This is a genomic window from Pollutimonas bauzanensis, from assembly GCF_900129885.1.
Lineage (GTDB): Bacteria > Pseudomonadota > Gammaproteobacteria > Burkholderiales > Burkholderiaceae_B > Pollutimonas > Pollutimonas bauzanensis.
On record NZ_FQXE01000004.1, the window covers coordinates 210,926 to 223,547 of the forward strand.

Annotated in this window: 18 protein-coding genes; 14 read left to right on the forward strand and 4 right to left on the reverse strand. The window is 61.6% G+C overall.

Annotation, left to right across the window (positions count from 1 at the left end; all coding sequences use genetic code 11):
* The first annotated feature begins 19 nt into the window (after nt 1-19).
* Genes hisA through tatC form a run of 8 tightly spaced genes read left to right on the forward strand, consistent with a single transcriptional unit; the run spans nt 20 to nt 4,253 of the window.
* A complete protein-coding gene (hisA, locus tag BUB23_RS09535; protein ID WP_073102873.1) occupies nt 20-763 on the forward strand; it encodes a 1-(5-phosphoribosyl)-5-[(5-phosphoribosylamino)methylideneamino]imidazole-4-carboxamide isomerase in 744 nt (247 codons plus the stop codon).
* On the forward strand, nt 760-1,560 hold the full coding sequence (gene hisF / locus BUB23_RS09540; protein ID WP_073102874.1) for an imidazole glycerol phosphate synthase subunit HisF: 801 nt from the start codon (nt 760-762) through the stop codon (nt 1,558-1,560). Before hisA ends, hisF begins: the two co-directional genes overlap by 4 nt.
* Nucleotides 1,561-1,564: 4 nt before the next feature.
* Nucleotides 1,565-1,969: a phosphoribosyl-AMP cyclohydrolase gene (gene hisI / locus BUB23_RS09545; protein WP_073102875.1), complete on the forward strand. Its 405-nt coding sequence runs from the start codon at nt 1,565-1,567 to the stop codon at nt 1,967-1,969.
* The gene (locus BUB23_RS09550) at nt 1,966-2,310 is read left to right on the forward strand and encodes a phosphoribosyl-ATP diphosphatase (protein ID WP_073102876.1); all 345 of its coding nucleotides are present in this window, start codon (nt 1,966-1,968) and stop codon (nt 2,308-2,310) included. Before hisI ends, BUB23_RS09550 begins: the two co-directional genes overlap by 4 nt.
* Before the next feature lie 21 nt (nt 2,311-2,331).
* The gene (locus BUB23_RS09555) at nt 2,332-2,700 is read left to right on the forward strand and encodes a histidine triad nucleotide-binding protein (RefSeq protein WP_073102877.1); all 369 of its coding nucleotides are present in this window, start codon (nt 2,332-2,334) and stop codon (nt 2,698-2,700) included.
* Between the two features lie 13 nt (nt 2,701-2,713).
* Complete coding sequence (tatA, locus tag BUB23_RS09560; protein ID WP_073102878.1) at nt 2,714-2,944, forward strand: Sec-independent protein translocase subunit TatA; 231 nt, start codon at nt 2,714-2,716, stop codon at nt 2,942-2,944.
* 2 nt (nt 2,945-2,946) lie between these two features.
* The gene (tatB, locus tag BUB23_RS09565; protein ID WP_073102879.1) at nt 2,947-3,471 is read left to right on the forward strand and encodes a Sec-independent protein translocase protein TatB; all 525 of its coding nucleotides are present in this window, start codon (nt 2,947-2,949) and stop codon (nt 3,469-3,471) included.
* Nucleotides 3,468-4,253 (forward strand): twin-arginine translocase subunit TatC, encoded by a 786-nt coding sequence (tatC, locus tag BUB23_RS09570; protein WP_073102880.1) that lies wholly within the window; start codon nt 3,468-3,470, stop codon nt 4,251-4,253. Before tatB ends, tatC begins: the two co-directional genes overlap by 4 nt.
* A gap of 54 nt (nt 4,254-4,307) precedes the next feature.
* Here the strand turns inward: tatC and BUB23_RS09575 are convergent, their stop codons facing one another.
* Nucleotides 4,308-5,459, reverse strand: a complete 1,152-nt coding sequence (locus BUB23_RS09575) for a S1C family serine protease (RefSeq protein WP_073102881.1) — start codon at nt 5,457-5,459, stop codon at nt 4,308-4,310.
* A 25-nt stretch (nt 5,460-5,484) separates the two neighbouring features.
* Between BUB23_RS09575 and BUB23_RS09580 the strand changes: the two genes are divergently transcribed.
* Nucleotides 5,485-6,261, forward strand: a complete 777-nt coding sequence (locus BUB23_RS09580; protein WP_073102882.1) for a Nif3-like dinuclear metal center hexameric protein — start codon at nt 5,485-5,487, stop codon at nt 6,259-6,261.
* On the opposite strand, the gene mscL is transcribed toward BUB23_RS09580, so the two are convergent.
* Complete coding sequence (gene mscL, locus BUB23_RS09585; RefSeq protein ID WP_073102883.1) at nt 6,262-6,711, reverse strand: large conductance mechanosensitive channel protein MscL; 450 nt, start codon at nt 6,709-6,711, stop codon at nt 6,262-6,264.
* 124 nt (nt 6,712-6,835) lie between these two features.
* Here mscL and petA point away from each other — a divergent pair, with 124 nt between their 5' ends.
* From petA to BUB23_RS09610, 5 genes are all read left to right on the forward strand, one after another.
* Nucleotides 6,836-7,486, forward strand: coding sequence for a ubiquinol-cytochrome c reductase iron-sulfur subunit (petA, locus tag BUB23_RS09590; RefSeq protein ID WP_073102884.1), 651 nt, complete (start codon nt 6,836-6,838; stop codon nt 7,484-7,486).
* 60 nt (nt 7,487-7,546) lie between these two features.
* Nucleotides 7,547-8,935: a cytochrome b gene (locus BUB23_RS09595; protein ID WP_073102885.1), complete on the forward strand. Its 1,389-nt coding sequence runs from the start codon at nt 7,547-7,549 to the stop codon at nt 8,933-8,935.
* Nucleotides 8,936-8,955: 20 nt separating this feature from the next.
* Nucleotides 8,956-9,810: a cytochrome c1 gene (locus BUB23_RS09600; RefSeq protein WP_084135926.1), complete on the forward strand. Its 855-nt coding sequence runs from the start codon at nt 8,956-8,958 to the stop codon at nt 9,808-9,810.
* Between the two features lie 148 nt (nt 9,811-9,958).
* Nucleotides 9,959-10,567 (forward strand): glutathione S-transferase N-terminal domain-containing protein, encoded by a 609-nt coding sequence (locus BUB23_RS09605; RefSeq protein ID WP_073102886.1) that lies wholly within the window; start codon nt 9,959-9,961, stop codon nt 10,565-10,567.
* A gap of 5 nt (nt 10,568-10,572) precedes the next feature.
* Nucleotides 10,573-11,034: a ClpXP protease specificity-enhancing factor gene (locus BUB23_RS09610; protein ID WP_073102887.1), complete on the forward strand. Its 462-nt coding sequence runs from the start codon at nt 10,573-10,575 to the stop codon at nt 11,032-11,034.
* Nucleotides 11,035-11,056: 22 nt separating this feature from the next.
* On the opposite strand, the gene hpaI is transcribed toward BUB23_RS09610, so the two are convergent.
* Nucleotides 11,057-11,818, reverse strand: a complete 762-nt coding sequence (hpaI, locus tag BUB23_RS09615; RefSeq protein WP_073102888.1) for a 4-hydroxy-2-oxoheptanedioate aldolase — start codon at nt 11,816-11,818, stop codon at nt 11,057-11,059.
* A 20-nt stretch (nt 11,819-11,838) separates the two neighbouring features.
* Entirely contained in the window at nt 11,839-12,621 is a 783-nt protein-coding gene (gene hpaH, locus BUB23_RS09620) for a 2-oxo-hept-4-ene-1,7-dioate hydratase (RefSeq protein WP_073102889.1), read from the reverse strand.
* Between the last annotated feature and the right edge of the window lies 1 nt (nt 12,622).

The window sequence follows — 12,622 nt, forward strand, 5'->3', positions numbered from 1 at the left end:
TTTTTATCGGCTATCGATCATGCTACTCATCCCCGCCATCGACCTACAAGACGGGCGTTGTGTGCGCCTTCGCCAAGGTGACCTGGACGACGCAACCATTTTCTCTGATGACCCTTCCGCTATCGCCACGCAATGGATAGACCAGGGAGCACGGCGCCTGCATCTGGTCGACCTGAACGGCGCCGTGGCCGGCAAGCCCAAGAATGAAGCCGCCATCAAGGCCATCATCGCGGCCGTGGGCGGCGATATACCGGTGCAGATCGGCGGCGGCATCCGCGACCTCGACACCATCGAACGCTACCTGGACTCGGGTATTTCCTATGTCATCATCGGCACCGCGGCGGTCAAGGATCCCGGCTTCCTGCACGACGCCTGCAGCGCCTTCCCCGGCAACATCATCGTCGGCCTCGATGCGCGCGACGGCAAGGTGGCCACCGACGGCTGGAGCAAACTGACCCGCCACGACGTGCTGGACCTCGCGCGCAAATTCGAGGACTACGGCTGCGAAGCGATCATCTACACCGACATCGGCCGCGACGGCATGCTGTCGGGCGTCAATATCGAAGCCACCGTCAAGCTGGCGCAGCATGTGCGCATTCCCATCATCGCCTCGGGCGGCGTCACCGACCTGCGCGACATCCAGGCCCTCTGCGCCGTCGAAGAAGAGGGCATAGAAGGCGCCATCCTGGGCCGCAGCCTGTACGAAGGCACCCTGGACTTCGCCGCCGCCCAGGAAATGGCCGACGAGCTCGGAACGACATGACTCCATCCGCCGCGGCACTGGCCGACACGGCGCTTACGCGCCGCATCATTCCCTGCCTTGACGTCACCGCGGGGCGCGTGGTCAAGGGCGTCAATTTCGTCGATCTGGTCGACGCCGGCGACCCGGTCGAGATCGCCCAGCGCTACAACGAGCAAGGCGCCGACGAACTGACCTTCCTCGACATCACCGCCACCAGCGATGCGCGCGACCTGATCCTGCCCATCATCGAAGCGGTCGCCAGCCAAGTGTTCATTCCCCTGACGGTGGGCGGCGGCGTGCGGCAGGTGGCCGACATCCAGCGCCTGCTCAATGCCGGCGCCGACAAGGTATCGATCAACAGCGCGGCCGTGGCCGACCCTGAACTCGTGCGCGCCGCCGCCGACTACCACGGCTCGCAGTGCATAGTCGTGGCCATCGACGCGCGCCGCGTGTCCGGCCCTGGCGAACCGGCGAAATGGGCGCTTTTCACCCACGGCGGGCGCAAGGCCACCGGCATCGATGTGCTGGAATGGGCGCGAAAAATGGCCGAGTACGGCGCGGGCGAATTGCTGCTGACCAGCATGGACCGCGATGGCACCAAGTCGGGCTTCGACCTGGAGCTCACCCGCGCAGTGTCCGACGCGGTGCCGGTGCCGGTCATCGCCTCGGGCGGGGTGGGCAATCTGCAGCATCTGGCCGACGGCGTCACCGTGGGGCGCGCCAGCGCCGTGCTGGCCGCCAGCATTTTCCACTATGGCGAATACACTGTGCAGCAAGCCAAGGAATACATGGCCGCGCAGGGTATCAAGGTACGATAGTCCCATGACACAAGATCCCATATGGCTAGACGCCATTACCTTCGACGGCAATGGCCTGATCCCGGCCATCGCGCAAGACGCCGACACCGGGACCATACTGATGGTCGCCTGGATGAATGCCGAATCGCTCGCCGAAACCTTCGCCACCGGGCGCGCGGTATATTGGTCGCGTTCGCGCCTCCGGCTGTGGCGCAAGGGCGAGGAATCCGGCCATGTGCAGACCGTGCATGAGCTGCGCCTGGACTGCGATGGCGATGTGCTTTTGCTCAAGGTCAAGCAGGAAGGCGGCATTGCCTGCCATACTGGGCGCGAAAGCTGCTTTTTCCGCCGCCTGGATGGCGACGCCGGCAATGCGGTCTGGACAATTACCGACCCGGTCCTGAAGGACCCCGAACTGATTTACAAATGACTCAACCAGACTGCAATACCATCCTGGCCCGCCTGGCCGATACCCTGGAGTCGCGCCTGCCCCGCAATGGCGGCGACCCTGCCAGCTCATACACCGCCAAGCTGCTGGCCCGCGGCCCCGACGCCTTCCTCAAGAAGATAGGCGAGGAAGCGACCGAGCTGGTCATGGCCGCCAAGGACAATACCCCCGAGCGCATTGTCAGCGAAACCGCGGATCTATGGTTCCATTGCATGGTCGCCCTGGCCCACTACGGCTTGCGCCCTGAACAGGTGCTGGCCGAACTGGCGCGGCGCGAAGGCACATCGGGGCTGGCCGAAAAAGCCAGCCGGCCCGAACAGTAATCAACTTGCGCGAGAACCTCAATGAGCGAGAACTGTCTATTTTGTAAAATTGCCAATGGCGTGATTCCATCGAAAAAAGCCTACGAGGACGAAGAATTCTTTGCTTTTCACGACATAAATCCCGCGGCTCCCGTACACTTGCTACTTATACCGAAACGCCATATTGTTTCTTTACAGGACATCCAGCAAGACGACGCGCCATGGCTGGGTAGAATGATGGCGCTGGCGCCGCGGCTGGCCGAGGAAAACGGCTGCCGGCCGGGGCCGCAAGGCGGTTTCAGGGTGGTCGCCAACAACGGAACGGATGGCGGGCAAGAAATCGCCCACCTGCATTTTCATATTATCGGGGGCCCGCGCCCCTGGGACAAACGCGCGGCTCCAGCCGCTTAACGGAGATCGTATTATGGGTAGCTTCAGCATCTGGCACTGGCTTATCGTTCTAGTCATCGTGGCCCTTATTTTCGGCACCAAGAAAATCCGCAATATGGGCGAAGACCTCGGCGGCGCCGTCAAGGGCTTCAAGAAAGGCATGAACGACGCCAAGGAAGACAAAACCCCTGACGCCGTCACGCAGCAGCGCGTGCAAAGCGACGAAACCATAGACGTGCAAGCCAAAGAAAAAACTGACGTATAAACATGTTTGACGTCAGCTTTAGCGAATTGCTGCTGATCGGCGTGATTGCGCTGATCGTGATCGGGCCCGAGCGGCTGCCCAAGGTAGCCCGCACGCTCGGGCATTTGATCGGCCGCGCCCAGCGCTACGTCAGCGATGTCAAGACCGATATCCAGCGCGAGATGGACCTGGACGAGCTCACCGACCTCAAAGGCCAGATGGAAGACGCCGCCAAGTCGGTCAAGTCGTCCATGCAGGATGCCAGCGCCAGCTTGCGCAAGCCGCTGGACGAAGCCCAGCAGGCGCTCAAGGACGCGTCCGCATCGGTGGACACGCTGGTGAAAGACACCAAGGCGCAGGCCAGCCTCGATGTCAGGCCGGCGGAGCCCGGGCAGCCGGCGGAGCCCCCCCCCGCGGCGCCCGGCGGCGCGGCCGAATCCGCCGAGCCGCCGGCCGACACCGTCGATACCTCCACTCTGCCGCTGCCGGGGTTCGCCCAGCGCGAACCCGTGCCGGTTGAAAAATCCGACACGGAGACGCCCACATGACGCAAGACGCCTCCTCGCAAGATACCTTCATCTCGCACCTGGTCGAGCTGCGCACCCGCCTGCTGCGCGCCGTAATGGCGGTGCTGGTGGTCTTCGTGGTGCTGTTCATCTATCCCGGCCCTTCGGTCATCTACGATATGCTGGCGCAGCCCATGCTGGCCTCGCTGCCCGAAGGCACGCGCATGATCGCCACCGGCGTCATCACGCCCTTCATGGTGCCTATCAAGGTCACCATGATGGCGGCGTTCGTGCTGGCGCTGCCCGTCGTCCTGTACCAGGCCTGGGCTTTCGTGGCGCCGGGGCTGTACAAGCACGAACAGCGGCTGGCCCTGCCCCTGATCGCCTCCAGCACCCTGCTTTTCCTGCTCGGCATGGCGTTCTGCTATTTCGTGGTGTTCCGCACGGTTTTCCACTTCATCGCCAATTTCGCGCCGCAATCGATCACGCCCGCCCCTGACATCGAAGCCTATCTCAGCTTCGTCATGACGATGTTCGTGGCCTTCGGCGTCACCTTCGAAGTGCCTATCGCCGTCATCCTGCTGGTAAAAAGCGGCCTGGTCACGGTTCAAAAGCTCAGGTCGGTGCGCGGCTATGTCATCGTAGGCGCTTTCATCATCGCCGCTGTCGTGACGCCGCCCGATGTGCTCAGCCAGTTCATGCTGGCCCTGCCCCTGTGCCTGCTGTTCGAAGTGGGGGTGCTGGTGGCCAGCGCCCTCAAGAAGCGCGAATTGCAGCCGGATGAAGCCGACGGGGCCGACGAAGTGGCTACCCGCAACGATTGAGGGCGGCGCGGGGCTTGCGCCCGCGCGCCGATCATCGCCGGCGCAAACCGGCGCTCAAGGCTTGCGGATGCGGGGGCGCGTGCCCACCTGCACCGTGACGTCCCGCTTCTTGCCATCGCGCATGATCAGCAGGGTCACCTCTTCGCGCGGAGACAGGGGCGCAATCTGGTTCAGGAAGCCGATTGAATCGTAGACAGCCTGGCCATTGAGCTGCAGGACGATATCCCCCACCCTGATGCCCGCGCGCCAGGCAGGGCCGTTCTTGAGAACGCTGGCAATGATCACGCCGTCCTCCTGCTTGAGGCCGAATGCCCTGGCCAGGTCGGGCGTGATGTCCTGGGGCTCTATGCCCAGCCAGCCGCGCGTCACGGTGCCGGTCTTGATGATCTGGTCCAGGATGGTGTGCGCCGCCTGCGCCGGAATGGCAAAGCCTATGCCCAGCGAACCGCCCGTTTCCGAATAAATCGCCGTGTTGATGCCCACCAGGCGGCCGGTGGTGTCGATGAGCGCCCCGCCGGAATTGCCCGGATTGATCGCGGCGTCCGTCTGGATGAAGTTCTCGTAGATATTGATGCCTAAACGATTGCGTCCCAGGGCCGATACAATGCCCATGGTGGTGGTCTGGCCCACGCCGAAGGGGTTGCCTATGGCCAGGACCACGTCGCCTATGCGCACCTGGTGCTCGCCATTGAAGGTAATGGCGGATAAATCGGGCAGCCCGATCTTCAGTACCGCCAGATCGCTTTCGGGGTCCGCGCCGACCAGTTCCGCCGGCGCCTGGCGCCCGTCGCTCAAGGCCACCTCGATGGCGTCGGCCGCTTCGATGACATGGTAATTCGTCAGGATATAGCCGTCGCCGCGCACGATCACGCCGGAACCGAGGTTGGTGGATTCCTTGCGCCGGCTGAAGCCGGGAATATCGCGAAACAGCCGGTTGAGCTCGGGGTCGTTGGGTAGCGGCACCATAGGCACATTGATATGCTTGCTGGTGTAGACGTTTACCACCGACGGCGTGGCCAATGCCACGGCCCTGGCGTACGACACCTCGGCCCTGCCCGGGGTGCCCGGGGACGATGGCGCCAAAGGCGCCGGCGACGGGGCTTGCGGCGACGAATGCAGCCAGTCCGGGCGCAAGGTTGCCACGATGAATAAAATACCCAGGCATACCGTTACGGTTTGGGTGAACAGCAACCACAATCGACGCATAAGGCTTAAAGGAAAAAGGCAATCAATGAATCAGGTTTCCGCACAACAACTGGCCAGCTGGCTCGATGCCACTTTACAGGCCCAGCGCTTCAAGGACTATTGCCCCAACGGGCTGCAGGTGGAAGGCAAAGCTTCGATCAGCCACATTATCGCCGGAGTTACCGCGTCGCAGGCGCTGCTCGAAGCGGCGGTCGAGCAAAACGCCGACGCGGTGCTGGTGCATCACGGCTGGTTCTGGAAGAATGAAGACCCTTGCATACGCGGCCCCAAGCGCAAACGGCTGGCCCTTGCGCTGCGCCACGGGCTTAACGTATTCGCCTACCACCTGCCGCTGGATGCGCACCCCGTACTAGGCAATAACGCGCAGTTGGCGCGGGTGCTGGGCTTCGAGCCCGAACGCGACGGGGACGGCAACCCCATGGTCTGCGGGCCCGACGGACTGGTATGGCTGGGCCGTTGCAATCCCCCCCAAACCCTGGAAGAACTTGGACACAGTATTTGCAATGCTTTACAACGTCGCCCCTTGCTTGTGGGGAATACACAACAAAAAATAGAGCGCATCGCCTGGTGCACGGGCGGCGCCCAAAGCATGATGCAGGCGGCGGTGGCGGCGGGCGCGGATGCCTACCTGACGGGCGAAGCCTCGGAGCCGGCCTATCATCTGGCGCGGGAAACCGGCACCAGCTTCATTGCCGCCGGCCACCACGCAACCGAAAGATATGGCGTGCAGGCGCTGGGGGCGGCCATCGCCCGCGAATTCGGCATACGGGTGGATTTCATCGATGTAGACAACCCGATTTGACTAACGCTTGAGCGCGTCCCTGATTTCACGCAGCAGGACGACTTCTTCGGGCGGCGCTTCCGGCTCGGCTTCCTTCTGCCTGACGACGCGGTTGCGCGCGGAATTGACCGCCTTGACCAGGCAGAACACCACAAAGGCCAGCAGGATGAAGTTGATGAGGATGGTCAGGAAATTGCCCCACGACAGCACGACCGCGCCGGCCTTGCTCAAGGCGTCGTAGGTGCGCGGCCCGGTGTAGTTTTCAGGGGCGCGCAATATCCAGAACTGATTGGTGAAATCGACCTGCCCGCCGACGATGAACGCGACCACAGGCATGATGACATCCTTCACCAGCGAATCGATGATTTTCCCGAACGCGGCGCCGATGATGACACCCACGGCGAGGTCTATCATATTGCCCTTGACGGCGAACTCTTGGAATTCCTGGAGGAAACTTCGTGCTTTGCTCATGTCGTCTTCCTTTGAAAATTTCACCCGGTCGCGGGCTAACGCTATAATACCCGGCTAATAGGACAGTACACAGCTAAAAACAGTGAATGGTATGCCCCGGCGGGGCATGAATAAGGATACTAGAATGAGTCAGATTACGACACAGCTCGATGATTCCGGCGCGGTTGACCCCAACCTTCCTCCGGACCCATCGCGCCGTTTCTGGGTAGCTTCAGCCTGTGCCGTCGGCGGTGTGGCGGGCGTCGCGACGGCAGTCCCTTTTGTGAGTTCCTTTGCGCCTTCCGACAAGGCGCGCGCGGCCGGAGCGCCGGTCGAGGTCGAAGTCGCCAGCATTGGACCGGGCGAGATGCGCACCGTCGAATGGCGCGGCAAGCCCGTCTGGATCATGCACCGCACCAAGGCCCAGCTCGAAGGCCTGGTCAGCAAAAAACACGATGCCGAACTTGCCGATCCCAATTCCGACCGCCCCGGCTACACGCCGGAATACGCCAAGAACGAATATCGCTCGCGCACACCCGAATTGTTCGTCGCCGTCGGAATCTGCACTCACCTTGGCTGTTCGCCGTCCCCGGTATTCGCCACGGGCGCGCAGCCAGGCCTGCCGTCCGACTGGGCAGGCGGCTTCTTTTGCCCGTGCCACGGTTCCACCTTCGATCTATCCGGACGGGTCTACAGCAACAAGCCCGCGCCCGATAACCTCGAAGTCCCGCCCTACACGTTTTCAGCCGACGGTACTCGCATCACCATTGGTGTTGACGAAGACAATAAGGGCTGACCGCCCCCAGGCACCGAACCCGTTACACGCCTCGTAAAGATAGAAAAAGGAGCCGTTTTCATGGCTGGCGAAAAAACCGTCGAAACGACAGGACTCTTGGGCTGGATAGATAGGCGCTTTCCGCTTACCAGCCTGTTCAAAGAGCACATGTCCGAATACTATGCACCAAAGAATTTCAATTTTTGGTACTTCTTTGGCTCGCTGGCGCTATTAGTGCTGGTCCTCCAGATCGTGACCGGCATTTTCCTGGTCATGAATTACAAGCCCGATGCCAAGCTCGCGTTTGATTCGGTCGAATACATCATGCGCGAAGTGCCATGGGGATGGCTGATCCGCTACATGCACTCCACCGGCGCCTCCATGTTCTTCGTGGTGGTGTACCTGCACATGCTGCGCGGCCTGTTCTACGGCTCGTACCGCAAGCCGCGCGAACTGGTCTGGATCTTCGGCGTCGCGATTTTCCTCTGTCTGATGGGCGAAGCCTTCTTCGGCTACCTCCTGCCCTGGGGCCAGATGTCCTATTGGGGCGCGCAGGTCATTGTGAACCTGTTCTCGGCAATTCCATTCATCGGCCCTGAGCTGTCGGTCTGGATACGCGGCGACTACGTGGTTTCCGATGCGACGCTCAACCGCTTCTTCGCTTTCCACGTCATTGCCATCCCCCTGGTGCTCATAGGCCTGGTGGTTGCGCATATCATCGCCCTGCACGAAGTGGGTTCCAACAACCCGGACGGCGTCGAGATCAAGCAGGGCCCCAAGGACCGCAACGGCCACCCCGTGGACGGCATTCCTTTCCACCCCTACTATTCGGTGCACGACATCGTCGGCGTCGCGGGTTTCCTGATTGTATTCGCCGCCATCGTCTTCTTCGGTCCGGAAATGGGCGGCTACTTTCTCGAGTACAACAACTTCATTCCCGCCGATTCCCTGAAGACTCCGCCCCATATCGCCCCGGTCTGGTATTTCACGCCGTTCTACTCCATGCTGCGCGCGACCACCGCCGACTTCACCTGGGTGCTCACCGGTGCCGCCGTCCTCGCCGCCATCGGCACGCTCATCAAGAGCAGCCAGAAAGGCGTCTGGCGCCTTGCCTTGCCTGTCATCCTGCTGGTCGTAGCCATATTGCTGCGCGTCATCGACGCCAAGTTCTGGGGCGTGGTGGCCATGGGCGGCGCTGTCGTGATCCTGTTTTTCCTGCCGTGGCTGGACCACTCTCCAGTCAAGTCGATCCGCTACCGTCCGACCTGGCACAAGTACTTCTATGCCATCTTCATCGTCAACTTCCTGGTGTTGGGCTATTTGGGTACTCAGGCACCCAATGCGACTTTCAACCTGATGAGCCAAATCGGGACCGTGATCTACCTGGGCTTCTTCTTCCTGATGCCCCTCTGGAGCCGGCTGGGTACATTCAAACCCGTACCCGACCGCATCACTTTCCACCCTCATTAAGGCTACCAACACGTTACGGAATGATCATGATTAAAAAGCTGATAGGTACCATTGCTTTATCACTGACCTGCGCGGTGTCGTTCGCCGCGGGCGGTGGTTACAAGCTGGACCGCGCACCCGACCGCATCACCGACATGGCTTCATTGCAGAACGGAGCCAAGCTTTTCGTCAACTACTGCATGGGCTGTCATAGCGCCAATTCGATGCGCTACAACAAGCTCACCGAAATCGGCCTGACCGAGGACCAGATCAAGAAGAATCTGCTCTTCACGGCCGACAAGGTGGGCGAATTGATGCACATCGCCATGACGCCGGAAGACGCCAAGAAATGGTTCGGCGCGGCGCCTCCCGACCTGTCCGTCATTGCGCGCGCCAAGTCGGCCACCATGGGTCCGTCGGGCGTCGATTACGTCTACACTTTCCTGCGCACTTTCTACCGCGATACTTCCAAAGTCACCGGCTGGAACAACCTGGTATTCCCAAGCGTGGGCATGCCCAACGTGCTGTGGCAGCTTCAGGGCCCGCGCACGCTGGAGCATGTCATCGTCCATGAAGCCGAGCACGCCGACGGCAGCAAGTCATGGGAACGCAGTGCCGCCAACTACGACGCCCAGGGCTTTTCGGTCATCAAGACCGAAGAGCTGGCCGACTACGAAGGTTCCCCGGTGGACAAAGCTATACTGACACCGGTGGACGCGACGAATGCCGCCGCGTTCGACAACAATGTCGCCGACATCAGCAACTTCCTGGGCTGGATGGCGGAACCCATGCAGCTGCAGCGCAAACAGCTGGGCGTCTGGGTATTGCTGTTCCTGGCCTTCTTCCTGCTTGTCGCATGGCGCCTGAACGCAGTCTTCTGGAAAGACGTCAAGTAGTAATGCAGTCCGCGCCGGTAGCGCCCCCCAGGCGCAGGGTTTAAGCTACCGGTCAAGAAATAGGCGTAGGTTGATACGCCTATTTCACTTTTTGGAGCCGCAGTTCCTGCGGGCTCTTGTTTTCATTTCTACGATTGGAATCCGCGACATGATGGTGCTCTATTCTGGAACGACTTGCCCGTTCTCCCAACGCTGCCGCTTTGTGTTGTTTGAAAAAGGCATGGATTTTGAAATCCGCGATATCGATCTGTACAACAAGCCCGAAGACATATCCGTCATGAACCCCTATGGCCAGGTTCCCATTCTGGTCGAGCGCGATCTGGTCCTGTACGAATCGAATATCATCAACGAATACATTGACGAACGCTTTCCGCATCCCCAGCTGATGCCGGCCGATCCGGTCATGCGCGCGCGCACGCGCCTGTTCTTGTACAACTTCGAGAAAGAACTGTTCGTGCATGTGTCGGTGCTCGAAAACCGCAGCTCCACCGATACCAAGGCGCAAGACTTCGCGCGCCAGAATATCCGCGACCGGCTTGCGCAACTGGCCCCCATGCTGTTAAAAAACAAGTACATGCTGGGTGAAGAATTCTCGATGCTGGATGTGGCCGTCGCCCCCTTGCTGTGGCGCCTGGACCACTACGGCATTGAACTGCCCAAGAATGCCGCCCCTATCCAGAAATACGCCGAGCGCATTTTCTCGCGCCCGGCCTACATCGAAGCGCTGACGCCATCCGAAAAGGTCATGCGTCGCTAGAAGCCATGCAAGAATCATCGACCAAGCCCTACCTGATTCGCGCCCTGCACGAGTGGTGTACCGACAACGGCTACACCCCTCATATCGTTGTCACGGTTGACGCCAACACCATCGTTCCGCCCGCGCACATCCATGATGGCCAGATCACGCTGAATATCGGCACGCTGGCCACCAACCGCCTGACGCTGGGCAACGACTACATCGAGTTCCAGACTCGCTTTGGCGGCATCACCGAACAGATATTCGTGCCTGTCGCGGCCGTATCGGCCATCTACGCGCGGGAAACCGGCGCCGGCATGGGCTTCGAGGTGGCGGAATCGCAGCCCTACCCTGGCGGCGATTCCGGCGACGGCGCCGGCAGCGGCCCCAAGGCCGTCGTCGATGCCGCGGCGACGCCCGCTGGCGGCAAGCCTGCTCCGGGCGATGGCGCTCCGCCCAAGCCGCCGCGGCTCAAGATCGTCAAGTAGCCCCCGGGCAGGGGCATTTCGTTTACCGGAAGCGCGCCGCCAGCTTCTCGGTTTCGCGCGCGAGGATGGCCACGTCCATGCCCACGGCCGTGAACAGGCTGCCCAGTTCGATATAGCGCCGCGCCAGCACTTCGTCGAAAGTCAGGATGCCGGGCGCCTTGCCGCAGGCGCGGATGCGCCGTATGGCGTCCTCGATCGCGTTTTGCACCTCGGGGTGCTTCATGTCGCCAAGATGCCCCAGGCTGGCCGATAAATCGGCCGGACCGATGAATACGCCGTCGACCCCGTCCACCGAAGCGATCTTTTCCAGGTTGTCCAGGCCTTCCTGGGTCTCGATCTGCACCAGCAGGCAGAGTTCTTCTTCGCAGGTATGCGCGTAATCGCTGTGGCGCCCGAAAGCGCTGGCGCGCATCGTGCCGCCGACGCCGCGCATGCCGCGCGGCGGATAACGCATGCCGGCCACAGCCTGGGCGGCTTCCTCTTCGTTTTGCACGTACGGAATCAAGAGCGTTTGCGCGCCGATATCCAGGTAGCGCTTCTGCTGCACGGGATCATTCCAGCTTGGCCGCACTACGGGCGACACCGCGAACGGGGCCGCGGCCTGCAATTGGCCCAGCACCGAGCCGACGTCGTTGGGCGAATGCTCGGTATCCAGCACCAGCCAATCGAAGCCGGCCCGCGCGACGATTTCGGCGCTGTAGGCATTGGCCAGCGAAACCCATAAACCCAGCTGATGCTGGCCGGACGCAATAGCGCGTTTAAAATGATTGACAGGAATCTGCATGCACACAGCCTTAGAAGAAATTATGCGAAATGGACGGAGATGCTGCCCAGCGGGCCGTAGTCGGCGTGGATGGTGTCGCCCTTGCCGACGGGCACCGTGCGCGTAAACGACCCCGCAAGCAGAATGTGACCTGCTTCCAGCCCCGTGTCAAATGCGGCAAGCTTGTTGGCCAGCCAGACTATGCCCATGGCGGGGTGCCCCAGCACGGCGGCCGATACGCCGGATTCCTCGATCACGCCGTTCTTGTATAGCAGGGCGCCGACCCAGCGCAGATCGATGTCCAGCGGGTGCACGACGCGGCCGCCAAGAATGACGCCGGCGGACGCCGCGTTATCGGCGATGTTGTCGACGATGCGGCGCGGGTATTTGCTGCGGCCGTCTATCAGCTCGAGCGCGGGCTGCACATACTCGGTGGCGCTCAGGACATCGAACAGCGTCACCCCCGGCCCTTTCAGCGGCTTGCCCAGCACAAAGGCCAGCTCGACTTCGACGCGCGGCGCGATGTAGCGGCCGGCCGCCAGCGTATCGCCGTCGTTGTGGAACATGTCGTCCAGCAGATGGCCGTAGTCGGGCTCGTCGATGCCGACCGTCGCCTGCATGGCTTTGGAGGTAAGCCCGATCTTGTGCCCGCGCAGTTTCGCGCCGGCGGCCATCTTGATCCCGATGATTTCCTTCTGTATGGCGTAGGAATCGGCAATCTCGATGGCGGGAAAGGTCAGGTCCAGCTGCGTGACCGGCGCCACGTCGCGCTCGGCCTGCAAAAGCAGCCGGGCTGCTTCTTTGCGCTCTTCAGTATTCAGCATA

What these genes read in the sequence shown, in the direction of transcription:
- hpaH (WP_073102889.1), bottom strand. Translation starts at nt 12,621, where the DNA reads ATGCTGAATACTGAAGAGCGCAAAGAAGCAGCCCGGCTGCTTTTGCAG.
- hisF (WP_073102874.1), top strand. Translation starts at nt 760, where the DNA reads ATGACTCCATCCGCCGCGGCACTGGCCGACACGGCGCTTACGCGCCGC.
- BUB23_RS09610 (WP_073102887.1), top strand. Translation starts at nt 10,573, where the DNA reads ATGCAAGAATCATCGACCAAGCCCTACCTGATTCGCGCCCTGCACGAG.
- BUB23_RS09550 (WP_073102876.1), top strand. Translation starts at nt 1,966, where the DNA reads ATGACTCAACCAGACTGCAATACCATCCTGGCCCGCCTGGCCGATACC.
- BUB23_RS09580 (WP_073102882.1), top strand. Translation starts at nt 5,485, where the DNA reads ATGAATCAGGTTTCCGCACAACAACTGGCCAGCTGGCTCGATGCCACT.
- BUB23_RS09595 (WP_073102885.1), top strand. Translation starts at nt 7,547, where the DNA reads ATGGCTGGCGAAAAAACCGTCGAAACGACAGGACTCTTGGGCTGGATA.
- petA (WP_073102884.1), top strand. Translation starts at nt 6,836, where the DNA reads ATGAGTCAGATTACGACACAGCTCGATGATTCCGGCGCGGTTGACCCC.
- BUB23_RS09605 (WP_073102886.1), top strand. Translation starts at nt 9,959, where the DNA reads ATGATGGTGCTCTATTCTGGAACGACTTGCCCGTTCTCCCAACGCTGC.
- mscL (WP_073102883.1), bottom strand. Translation starts at nt 6,711, where the DNA reads ATGAGCAAAGCACGAAGTTTCCTCCAGGAATTCCAAGAGTTCGCCGTC.
- hpaI (WP_073102888.1), bottom strand. Translation starts at nt 11,818, where the DNA reads ATGCAGATTCCTGTCAATCATTTTAAACGCGCTATTGCGTCCGGCCAG.
- BUB23_RS09575 (WP_073102881.1), bottom strand. Translation starts at nt 5,459, where the DNA reads ATGCGTCGATTGTGGTTGCTGTTCACCCAAACCGTAACGGTATGCCTG.
- tatA (WP_073102878.1), top strand. Translation starts at nt 2,714, where the DNA reads ATGGGTAGCTTCAGCATCTGGCACTGGCTTATCGTTCTAGTCATCGTG.
- BUB23_RS09555 (WP_073102877.1), top strand. Translation starts at nt 2,332, where the DNA reads ATGAGCGAGAACTGTCTATTTTGTAAAATTGCCAATGGCGTGATTCCA.
- tatB (WP_073102879.1), top strand. Translation starts at nt 2,947, where the DNA reads ATGTTTGACGTCAGCTTTAGCGAATTGCTGCTGATCGGCGTGATTGCG.
- hisI (WP_073102875.1), top strand. Translation starts at nt 1,565, where the DNA reads ATGACACAAGATCCCATATGGCTAGACGCCATTACCTTCGACGGCAAT.
- tatC (WP_073102880.1), top strand. Translation starts at nt 3,468, where the DNA reads ATGACGCAAGACGCCTCCTCGCAAGATACCTTCATCTCGCACCTGGTC.
- hisA (WP_073102873.1), top strand. Translation starts at nt 20, where the DNA reads ATGCTACTCATCCCCGCCATCGACCTACAAGACGGGCGTTGTGTGCGC.
- BUB23_RS09600 (WP_084135926.1), top strand. Translation starts at nt 8,956, where the DNA reads ATGATCATGATTAAAAAGCTGATAGGTACCATTGCTTTATCACTGACC.